This is a genomic window from Lentzea waywayandensis (genome assembly GCF_900115955.1).
GTDB lineage: Bacteria > Actinomycetota > Actinomycetes > Mycobacteriales > Pseudonocardiaceae > Lentzea > Lentzea waywayandensis.
Window position 1 is genome coordinate 1 of the sequence record NZ_FOYL01000025.1, and the last position, 11,359, is coordinate 11,359.

Annotated in this window: 3 protein-coding genes and 1 pseudogene; all 4 read right to left on the minus strand. The window is 66.8% G+C overall.

Annotated features, from left to right (window positions below; genetic code table 11):
* Nucleotides 1-33: 33 nt before the first annotated feature.
* The 4 genes and pseudogenes from BM417_RS45370 to BM417_RS45385 all read right to left on the minus strand — a co-directional run bounded on the left by BM417_RS45370 (nucleotide 34) and on the right by BM417_RS45385 (nucleotide 11,334).
* Nucleotides 34-1,253, minus strand: a pseudogene (locus BM417_RS45370) (IS110 family RNA-guided transposase).
* 630 nt (nucleotides 1,254-1,883) lie between these two features.
* Nucleotides 1,884-5,780, minus strand: coding sequence for a DNA-directed RNA polymerase subunit beta' (locus BM417_RS45375; RefSeq protein ID WP_093606327.1), 3,897 nt, complete (start codon nucleotides 5,778-5,780; stop codon nucleotides 1,884-1,886).
* 100 nt (nucleotides 5,781-5,880) lie between these two features.
* Entirely contained in the window at nucleotides 5,881-9,366 is a 3,486-nt protein-coding gene (gene rpoB, locus BM417_RS45380; RefSeq protein ID WP_093606328.1) for a DNA-directed RNA polymerase subunit beta, read from the minus strand.
* Nucleotides 9,367-10,419: 1,053 nt separating this feature from the next.
* On the minus strand, nucleotides 10,420-11,334 hold the full coding sequence (locus BM417_RS45385; RefSeq protein WP_143139104.1) for a hypothetical protein: 915 nt from the start codon (nucleotides 11,332-11,334) through the stop codon (nucleotides 10,420-10,422).
* Between the last annotated feature and the right edge of the window lie 25 nt (nucleotides 11,335-11,359).

Sequence of the window (11,359 nt, forward strand, 5' to 3'; positions counted from 1 at the left end):
GCGAAGCCGAAGACATCCCAGTTGCTGGGGCTGTCAAGCGGCTGCGGTGGTGTGGTGTGCCCAGGCGGTGGTCTCGTCGTAGGTGGTGCGGGTTTTGAGGCAGCCGTGCAGGATGCCGACGAGGCGGTTGGCGAGTTGGCGCAGGGCGGCGTTGTGGCTGCTGCCGCGGGCGCGTTGCTGCTGGTAGTAGGCGCGGGCGCCAGGGCTGACCCGCATGGCGACGAACGCCTGGGCGATCAGGGCGTCGAGGAGCCGGTCGTTGTGGACGTGCCGGGCCCGGACGGTGCGTCTGCGGCCGGAAGCGACGGTGAGCGGGCTGGTGCCGGCGTAGTTCTTGCGGGCTTTCGCGCTGACATAGCGGTCAGGGTCGTCCCCGAACTCGGCGAGCACCCGAGCACCCAGAACCGCGCCCATCCCAGGTTGGGACAGCACGATCTCAGCGTCCGGGTGCCGGCCAAAATGGGCCTCGACCTCGCCCTGCAGGCCGGTGATCTGCTCGGCCAACGCGGCCAGGATCGCGATCGTGGCACGAGTGGTGGCCGCGTAAGCGGCGGTCACCACCGGCGGCCGGCCCAGGTGCTCGGTGCGCAACGCGGCTTGGATCCCGGCGGCCCTGGTGTCGACGTCACGACGCCGGGCCCGCGCCAGCGCGCCGCGGATCTGGTTGAACGACAACCTCTTCGCGGTGTCCGGATCAGCCGCCCGGCCCAGCAGCTCCAGCGTGTCCGGCGCGTCCAGATCAGCAAAGGCTTCCAGCGCGGCCGGGAAGTACTCACGCAAAGAATGCCGCAGCCGCAGCGTGTGGCGGGTGTTGTCCCAGATCAATGTCTTGTGCACCCGCGCGACCACCTTGATGCCCTCGACCTCGGCCGAATCGCCCGCGACCGGCCTCAGCCGGTGGGCATCAGTGCGGACCATGTCGGCCAGCACATGCGCGTCCCCGCATCACTCTTCGCACCCGACACCACATGCCGGTCCCGGAAACGGGCCACCGACAACGGATTCACCGCGAACACCGTATATCCGGCCGCGACCAGCGCGGCCACCCACGGACCCCGATCCGTCTCGATCCCGACCCGCACCTCCACGTCCTCGACATCGGCATCACCCGAATGCTCGGCGATCAACGCGTGCAACCGGGCCATTCCCGCCACGCCTTCGGGCAACCGGGCCTTCACCAGACGACGCCCGCCGACATCCATCACCTCGACATCATGGTGATCCTCGGCCCAGTCATCACCGATCAGCAACAGCATCTCGCCCTCCCCGCTCGCACCTCACCAGCACCGGCAGCAGCAGCGGGAGAACCATCAGCGACCTAATGAACAGTGCTCACACCCCTGAGAATGGGCACGACATCCCAGCAGCGATCACGTTCTCCCGGCACCAGCGAGGGCACGATCTTCGGCAAGGACTCAACAGTCCAGGCGAGCAGAGTGCTCACCCACCAGCACTACCAGAAACGAGCCTGCCAGACGACCGGCCCACCACTCATTAGGCGAGCCGTCCTTACCAAACGGGCCGGGCGGTGGGGTCCCGTCACGAGTCGCACCACAGCTCTTGCTGCATGCAGGTAGGGGTGTCAACTCGACACGCTGTTCGTCGAGTTGACACCCCTACCTGCATGTGGCCCGCTCCTGGTGCGGCTCGTGACGGGACCCCACCGCCAACGCACCCCTCAAAGCAACGCGCAGCCGCCCAACCCAACAGGCGTGCCATCAACCCACCCGTGGCGCCCTCCCCCGATCAGATTGCCGGGGGTCTGGGGGCAGAGCCCCCAGGGGAAGCACGCAACGCAACAGGCCGCAAGCAAGCCAACGCACCAAACAAAACGGCCCCCAGAGCAAAAGCTCCAGGGGCCGTTCCGCACTACAAGCTACGAACTACCGGTAGTCACGACCGAAGTCGTAGTCATCCAGCGGCACCGCGGCACCAGTCCCAGTACCGAAGACGTCAGGCGTGTAGTACCCGTCGTCGTAAGAAGGAATCGCGTAAGCCGCAGCCCGCGCCTCCTCAGTCGGCTGAACCTGGATGTTGCGGTAGCGGTTGATACCGGTACCAGCCGGGATCAACTTACCGATGATCACGTTCTCCTTGAGACCGATCAGCTTGTCCGAACGCCCGTTGATGGCAGCGTCGGTAAGCACACGAGTGGTTTCCTGGAAGGAAGCCGCCGACAGCCACGAGTCCGTAGCCAAAGACGCCTTCGTGATACCCATCAGCACCGGACGACCAGCGGCCGGCTCGCCACCCTCGGCGACCACAGCGCGGTTACCCGACTCGAAGTCCGCACGCTCGACCAGCGAACCGGGCAGGAACTCGGTCGCACCGGAGTCGATGATCGTGACCCGGCGGAGCATCTGCCGGACGATGACCTCGATGTGCTTGTCGTGGATCGCCACACCCTGGGCGCGGTACACCTTCTGCACTTCCTGAACGAGGTGCAGCTGGGCCTCGCGCGGGCCCATGACACGCAGGACCTCGTGCGGGTCAGGAGTACCTTCCAGCAGCTGCTGGCCGACGGACACGTGGTCGCCGTCCTGCAGCGGGCCGGTGGCCGTGTTGGCGAGACGCTGACGCTTGGACAGCTTCTCGAACACGATCTCCTCGGAGCCGTCGTCCGGGATGAGCGTGATCTTCCAGAAGCGGTCGCCGTCCTCGATGCGGACGCGGCCGTCGACGTCGGCGATCGGCGCCTTGCCCTTCGGGACGCGGGCCTCGAAGAGCTCCTGGACACGGGGCAGACCGGTCGTGATGTCGTCACCGGCCACACCGCCCTGGTGGAACGTACGCATCGTCAGCTGCGTGCCGGGCTCACCGATCGACTGGGCGGCGACGATGCCGACGGCCTCGCCGACGTCGACCAGCTGGCCGGTGGCCATCGAGCGGCCGTAGCAGGACGCGCACACGCCGACCGCGGACTCACAGGTCAGCACGGAGCGGACCTTGACGCGGACCACGCCGGCCTCGACCAGCGACGCGAGCGCCGGGTCGCCGAGGTCGTCGCCGCGGTTCAGCACCAGGTTGCCCTGGGCGTCGGTGATGTCGTCCGCGACGGTGCGGGCGTAGACCGAGGTCTGCGCGAACTCGTGCAGGCCGACCTTGTCGCCCAGCTGCTCGCCGACGGTCATCTGCACACCACGGGTGGTGCCGCAGTCGACCTCGCGGATGATGACGTCCTGCGAGACGTCCACCAGACGACGGGTCAGGTAACCCGAGTCGGCGGTACGCAGCGCGGTGTCGGCCAGACCCTTACGGGCACCGTGCGTCGCGATGAAGTACTCGAGCACCGACAAGCCCTCGCGGAACGAGTTCTTGATCGGGCGCGGGATGTACTCACCCTTCGGGTTGGTGACGAGACCACGCATACCCGCGAGCGAACGGACCTGCGTCATGTTGCCGGCGGCGCCGGACTGCACGATGACGCGGATCGAGTTGTCCTCGGGGAAGTTGTCTTCCATGATCTCGTGGACCTGCTCGGTGGCCTTGGTCCACACCTTGACCAGCTCGGAGTTGCGCTCCTCGTGGGAGAGCTGACCGCGCTGGTAGCGCTTCTCGACGGCGTCCGCGAGGCGCTCGTGCTCCTCGAGGATGTCCTGCTTCGCAGCCGGCACGAGGACGTCCGAGATCGCGACCGTCACACCGGAGCGGGTGGCCCAGTGGAAACCGGCGTCCTTCAGCTTGTCCAGCGTCCGGGCGACGGTGACCATCGGGTACCGCTCGGCGAGGTCGTTGATGATCACGGCCTGCCGCTTCTTGGGCATGACCTCGTTGATGAAGGCGTAGTCCTGCGGCAGGATCTCGTTGAACAGCACGCGACCCAGCGTGGTCTCCGCGAGCCACGGCTGACCGGGCTCCCAGCCTTCGGGCTCCTGGCCCTTGGGCGGGTTCTTGTCGGAGACGCGGATCTTCACCATCGACTGCAGGCCCAGGACCTTGCGGTCGAACGCCATCAGGGCCTCGGCGGGCGACGAGTACGAGTGACCCTCGCCCAGGTCGCCGACCTTGTGCCGGGTCAGGTGGTACAGACCCGTCACCATGTCCAGACGCGGCATGGCCAGCGGCTTGCCGGACGCCGGGGACAGGATGTTGTTCGACGACAGCATCAGGACGCGGGCCTCGGCCTGCGCCTCGGCGGACAGCGGCAGGTGGACTGCCATCTGGTCACCGTCGAAGTCGGCGTTGAACGCTTCACAGACCAGCGGGTGCAGCTGGATGGCCTTGCCCTCGACCAGCTGGGGCTCGAAGGCCTGGATGCCGAGGCGGTGCAGCGTGGGTGCGCGGTTGAGCAGCACCGGGTGCTCGGTGATGACCTCTTCCAGCACGTCCCACACGGCCGGGCGCGCACGCTCGACCATCCGCTTGGCGGACTTGATGTTCTGCGCGTGGTTGAGGTCCACGAGCCGCTTCATCACGAACGGCTTGAAGAGCTCGAGCGCCATCTGCTTGGGCAGACCGCACTGGTGCAGCTTGAGCTGCGGGCCGACCACGATGACCGAACGGCCGGAGTAGTCGACGCGCTTGCCGAGCAGGTTCTGACGGAACCGGCCCTGCTTGCCCTTGAGCAGGTCGGACAGCGACTTCAGCGGGCGGTTACCGGGACCGGTGACCGGGCGGCCGCGGCGGCCGTTGTCGAACAGCGCGTCGACGGCCTCCTGCAGCATCCGCTTCTCGTTGTTGACGATGATCTCGGGCGCGCCGAGGTCGATCAGTCGCTTCAACCGGTTGTTGCGGTTGATGACGCGGCGGTACAGGTCGTTCAGGTCGGACGTCGCGAAACGGCCACCGTCGAGCTGCACCATCGGGCGCAGGTCCGGCGGGATGACCGGGACGCAGTCCAGGACCATGCCCTGCGGGTTGTTGCGGGTCGCCTGGAAGGCGGCAACGACCTTGAGGCGCTTGAGCGCACGCAGCTTCTTCTGGCCCTTACCGCTGCGGATGGTCTCGCGCAGGATCTCGGACTCGGCGTCGACGTCGTAGTCACCCAGGAGCTTCTGGATGGCCTCCGCGCCCATGGCACCGGTGAAGTAGTCGCCGTAGCGGTCGTACAGCTCGCGGTAGAGCAGCTCGTCCGCGATCAGCTGAGCGCGCTCGAGCTTGGTGAACGTGGACCAGATCTCGTCGAGGCGGTCCAGCTCGCGCTGGGCGCGGTCACGGAGCTGGCGCATCTCACGTTCGCCACCCTCCTTGACCTTGCGGCGCACGTCGGACTTGGCACCCTCGGCCTCGAGCTCGGCCAGGTCGGCCTCGAGCTTCTGGGCGCGGGCCTCCACGTCGGCGTCGCGACGGTTCTCGACGCGCTTGCGCTCGACCTGCATCTCGCTCTCGAGCGTCGGCAGGTCGTTGTGACGCAGCTCCGCGTTCACGCCCACGATGACGTAGGCGGCGAAGTAGATGATCTTCTCGAGGTCCTTGGGGGCCAGGTCGAGCAAGTAGCCCAACCGGCTGGGGACGCCCTTGAAGTACCAGATGTGCGTGACGGGAGCGGCGAGCTCGATGTGGCCCATGCGCTCACGACGCACCTTCGCACGGGTCACCTCGACGCCGCAGCGCTCACAGATGATGCCCTTGAAGCGAACGCGCTTGTACTTGCCGCAGTAGCACTCCCAGTCCCGGGTGGGACCGAAGATCTTCTCGCAGAACAAGCCGTCCTTCTCAGGCTTGAGCGTGCGGTAGTTGATGGTCTCGGGCTTCTTGACCTCGCCAAAAGACCACTGGCGGATGTCGTCCGCGGTCGCGAGACCGATGCGGAGCTCATCGAAGAAGTTGACGTCGAGCACGTCTACTCTCTTCCCCTTTTTAGATCGGTGGCAAAGGAGCTGGTCGGAGGGCTGGTGAAGGGGACGCGGGAGGCATCCCCTTCACCAGCCGGCGAGGTGACTAGTTGACGACGTCGTCCACGGAGGGCGACTCGGACCTCGACAGGTTGATGCCGAGGTTCGCGGCCGCGCGCTCCAGGTCTTCGTCGTCGCCGTCGCGCATCTCGATCGCGGCACCGTCCGAAGACAGGACCTCGACGTTGAGGCAGAGCGACTGCAGCTCCTTGAGCAGCACCTTGAAGGACTCCGGGATACCGGGTTCCGGGATGTTCTCGCCCTTGACGATGGCCTCGTAGACCTTCACGCGGCCGAGCACGTCGTCGGACTTGATGGTGAGAAGTTCCTGCAGGGTGTATGCGGCGCCGTACGCCTGCATCGCCCAGCACTCCATCTCACCGAAACGCTGACCACCGAACTGCGCCTTACCACCCAGCGGCTGCTGCGTGATCATCGAGTACGGGCCGGTCGAACGCGCGTGGATCTTGTCGTCCACCAGGTGCAGCAGCTTCAGGATGTACATGTAGCCGACCGACACGGGGAACGGGTACGGCTCGCCGGAGCGGCCGTCGAAGAGCTGTGCCTTCCCGTTCTCCTTGACCATGCGCTCGCCGTCGCGGTTCGGGATCGTCGAGCCGAGCAGGCCCGTGATCTCCTCTTCCTTCGCGCCGTCGAACACGGGGGTCGCGGTCTTGGTGCCGGGCTCGACATCCATCAGGTCCTCGGACAGGTTCTTCGCCCAGTCCGGGTCCCCGTTGATGCTCCAGCCCTGCTTGGCGATCCACCCGAGGTGGGTCTCCAGCACCTGGCCGATGTTCATACGCCGCGGCACACCGTGCGTGTTCAGGATGATGTCGACCGGCGTGCCGTCCTCGAGGAACGGCATGTCCTCCGCGGGGAGGATCTTGCCGATGACGCCCTTGTTGCCGTGGCGGCCGGCGAGCTTGTCGCCGTCCTGGATCTTGCGCTTCTGGGCCACGTAGACGCGGACGAGCTCGTTCACGCCCGGAGGCAGCTCGTCGTCGTCCTCACGCGAGAAGACGCGGATGCCGATGACCTTGCCGTACTCACCGTGCGGCACCTTGAGCGACGTGTCGCGAACCTCGCGCGCCTTCTCACCGAAGATCGCGCGGAGCAGGCGCTCCTCCGGCGTCAGCTCGGTCTCGCCCTTGGGCGTGACCTTGCCGACGAGGATGTCGCCCGGCTGGACCTCGGCACCGATGCGGATGATGCCGCGCTCGTCCAGGTCGGCCAGGACCTCTTCGGAGACGTTCGGGATGTCCCGGGTGATCTCCTCGGCGCCGAGCTTCGTGTCGCGGGCGTCGATCTCGTGCTCCTCGATGTGGATCGAGGTGAGAACGTCGTCCTGCACGAGGCGCTGCGACAGGATGATCGCGTCCTCGTAGTTGTGGCCTTCCCACGGCATGATCGCCACGAGCAGGTTCTTGCCGAGCGCCATTTCGGCGTTCTCGGTGCAAGGACCGTCGGCCAGGACCTGACCCGCCTCGATCCGGTCGCCCTCGTTGACGATGGGCTTCTGGTTGATGCAGGTGCCCTGGTTCGAGCGACGGAACTTGTGCAGCGCGTAGGTGTTGCGCGCACCGTCGTCGGCCATGACGGTGATGTAGTCGGCGGAGACCTCCTCGACCACACCCGTCTTCTTCGCGACGACGACGTCACCGGCGTCGACGGCGGCACGCAGCTCCATGCCGGTGCCGACGAGCGGCGACTCGGAGCGGAGCAGCGGCACGGCCTGACGCTGCATGTTCGCACCCATCAGGGCGCGGTTCGCGTCGTCGTGCTCGAGGAACGGGATCATGGCGGTCGCGGCCGACACCATCTGGCGCGGCGAGACGTCCATGTAGTCGACGTCGGTCGGGTCGATGAACTCGACCTCGCCGCCCTTCTTGCGGACCAGGACGCGGTCGTCGGTGAAGTTGCCGTCCTCGTCGGTCGGCGAGTTCGCCTGCGCCTTGACGAAGCGGTCTTCCTCGTCCGCGGTCAGGTAGTCGATCTGCTCGGTGACCCGGCCGTCGGTGACCTTGCGGTACGGCGTCTCGATGAAACCGAACGGGTTGACCCGCGCGTAGCTCGAGAGCGAACCGATCAGGCCGATGTTCGGGCCTTCCGGCGTCTCGATCGGGCACATGCGGCCGTAGTGCGACGGGTGGACGTCGCGGACCTCCATGCCGGCGCGCTCACGGGACAGACCACCGGGACCCAGCGCCGACAGGCGGCGCTTGTGGGTCAGACCCGCGAGCGGGTTGGTCTGGTCCATGAACTGCGACAGCTGCGAGGTGCCGAAGAACTCCTTGATCGCCGCCACGACGGGACGGATGTTGATCAGGGTCTGCGGCGTGATGGCCTCGACGTCCTGCGTGGTCATGCGCTCGCGGACGACGCGCTCCATGCGGGACAGACCGACGCGGATCTGGTTCTGGATCAGCTCGCCGACCGTGCGGAGGCGACGGTTGCCGAAGTGGTCGATGTCGTCGACCTCGACGGGCACGTCACCGCCGGCGGCGGCGTCCATCATCGTCTCGCCGGCGTGCAGGCGAACGAGGTACTCGATCGTCGTGACGATGTCGTCCTCGGTCAGGACACCGGTGTTGATCTCGGTGTCCAGGCCCAGCTTCTTGTTGACCTTGTACCGGCCAACCTTCGCCAGGTCGTAGCGCTTGTCCTTGAAGAACAGGTTCTCCAACAGAGCCTGCGCCGACTCCTTCGTCGGGGGCTCGCCCGGACGCAGCTTGCGGTAGATGTCGAGCAACGCCTCGTCGGTACCCGCGGTGTGGTCCTTCTCGAGCGTGGTCAGCAACGTCTCGCTGAACGCGAACCGCTCGCGAATCTGCTCCGTGCTCCAGCCCAGAGCCTTCAACAGCACCGTCACCGGCTGGCGACGCTTCCGGTCGATGCGGACACCGACGGTGTCGCGCTTGTCGACGTCGAACTCCAGCCAAGCACCCCGGGACGGGATGATCTTGACGCTGAAGACGTCCTTGTCGGTCGTCTTGTCGACCGCGGTGTCGTAGTACACACCGGGGGAACGCACGAGCTGAGAGACCACCACGCGCTCAGTGCCGTTGATGATGAACGTGCCCTTGTTCGTCATCATCGGGAAGTCACCCATGAACACCGTCTGGCTCTTGATCTCGCCAGTGGTGTGGTTGGTGAACTCCGCCGTGACGAACAACGGTGCCGCGTACGTCATGTCCTTGTCCTTGCACTCTTCGGTCGAGGCCTTGACCTCGTCGAAGCGCGGGTCGGAGAAGGACAGTGACATGGAGCCGGAGAAGTCCTCGATCGGCGAGATCTCGTTGAGGACCTCTTCGAGGCCGCCCGTCGGAGTCTCGTCGCCGGCGTCGACGCGGCGCTGGAACCACGCCTCATCGCCGGTGAGCCATTCAAAGGACTGGATCTGCAGGTCAAGCAGGTTGGGCGTCGAAAGCGGCTCGTGAATCTTCGCGAACGAGACCCGCTTCGGCGCTCCAGGGATCCCCGACGTGGAGTTGGTCGCAGCAGTGGCCTTGGTCGCGCGAGAGATCGCCAAGATGCGTCCTTCCAGGGACAGGTAGCTGGCTAGAGCGAACTAGCACGGCTGTCAAGGGTGCGGCGATGCCCGCATAATCCACGCTCTCGGCGAAGGGCAAGCGGAAAATGGGCAGCGCAAAGGGGCAGTCTAGCCACGCGCACGGCGACTGTCGAGAGGCACCTGGAAGGACCCTCCTCTTGCTCACCGACAGAGTGACCCTGCATGAGCGCGCAGTCAAGATGTTGCGGGCCGATCCACCCTCTGGATGGAGCGCTGTTTACTTGAAGTCACCCATTTGACCTGCACAAACACGTGTACGGCCGATTTGGTGGGAAGTTGGCGGCTTCAAGTGAACTTACAGAGCGCCACAGGATTTGCTGTGACTGAGATCACGCGTGTCGGGGCTGGCGGAGGGGGTCTCAGCGGTGCTTCTGGGGCTGATTCGACGACCTCACGGCGGAGTTGATCTTAGGGGACGGAGATCAGGTACCCGTCACCGGCCTGTCCCAAACGACTGGGCGCGGCAGGGGTGGCCAAGGGCTCGCTGCTGGCTGGCGGCGGTGGCTGGCTCGCTGGCGACTGGCTAGCTGGCGGTGGCTGGCTGGCTGGCGACTGGCTAGCTGGCGGTGGCTGGCTGGCTGGCTGGCGGCTGGCTGACTGGCGGCGGTGGCCTGGCTCGCTGGCGACTGGCGGCCAGTTGTCGGCTGGCGGGGAGGCTGCGGATGGCGGGGATGGGACGACGTACGGCATGAGGGACGACGCTGGCCTGTGCGGTACGGGGTGCGCGTGCGGTACGCACGATGTGTGGGGTGCGCGTGCGGTACGCACGACGTGTGGGGTGCGCGTGCGGGGTGAGGCGCGCACGCGCGAGGTGAGGCGTGTGCGCACGGTGCAGCCGAGCAGGCGACGGCCACGGTCACCTGGCCGGGCGATTCGCGGCCGAGTTGTCCACAGATCGCCGGACAGCCGGTTGACCTGGCGTTTTCGCGGTTACGCTCGTCGTATCGGCGGAGAGTCCCCCTGGGAGGGCGGGGGCCTGCCCTGGGCGCGCGAAACTTCGCGGCCGACCGGTCAGCAGCCCTGCATCTGGCGGTTCTGCTCCGCCGTCGCCCCGAACATCTCCATGTTGTCGATCTTCCAGCGGCCGCCTTCGTCGATCGCGCTCACGCGGAGCATGGCGGTGCCGCCGCCCGACTGGTTGTCGGTGGTGCGGGTGGTGACCTGGTCGGCGAAGACCAGGACGGTGGCCCGGCCGTCCTTGAGGGACGACACGGCCGAGGACACCACGCGGACCGTCACGACGAGCTTCTGCTGCGGTGCCACTTCCTTCACCGGGCCGAACACGGCGTTGTACTGGCACAGGGCCTTGCCGGTGAGCAGCTCCTTGGCGGCCTTCTCGGTGGACTCCACGTCGGCGAAGTTGTACGAGAACGACTTCTCCACGGCCTCGCGGATCTGGCCGTTCACCGCCGAGGTGGTGGCGGAGTCGACCAGGGCGGCGTCGTAGGACACCGACTGCGACTTCACCAGGAAGAACGTGCCCAGGCCGCCCAGCAGGAGTCCCACGAGCACCAGCGCCACCGGCAGCACCCAGGCGACCTTGCCGGTGGGCTTCGGGGCGTCCTCGACGGCGACCGGCTCGGCGGCGGCAGACTTCTCAGCGGCGACAGACTTCTCAGCGGCGACAGGCTTCTCAGCGGCGGCAGGCTTCTCAGCGGCGGCAGGCTTCTCAGCGGCGGCGGCCTTCTTCTTCGGAGCGGCCGGCGGCGTCCAGTCGAGGGCTTCCGGGGCCTTGAGGTCTGCCTCTTCGGCCACCGGCTCCGGCACGACCTCCGACGGCACGGCCTCCTGCGTCACGTCCTCGACCACCGGCTCCGCGGCCGGCTCGACCACGGGGTCGGCGGACGCGCGCCGGTTCAGGCCGGCCACCTTCGGGCGGCCTCCTGCGGGCGGGGTGGGGATCGGGCGGCGGCGGGATGGAGGCACGTGCACTCGTTCCAATCAGCTCTGG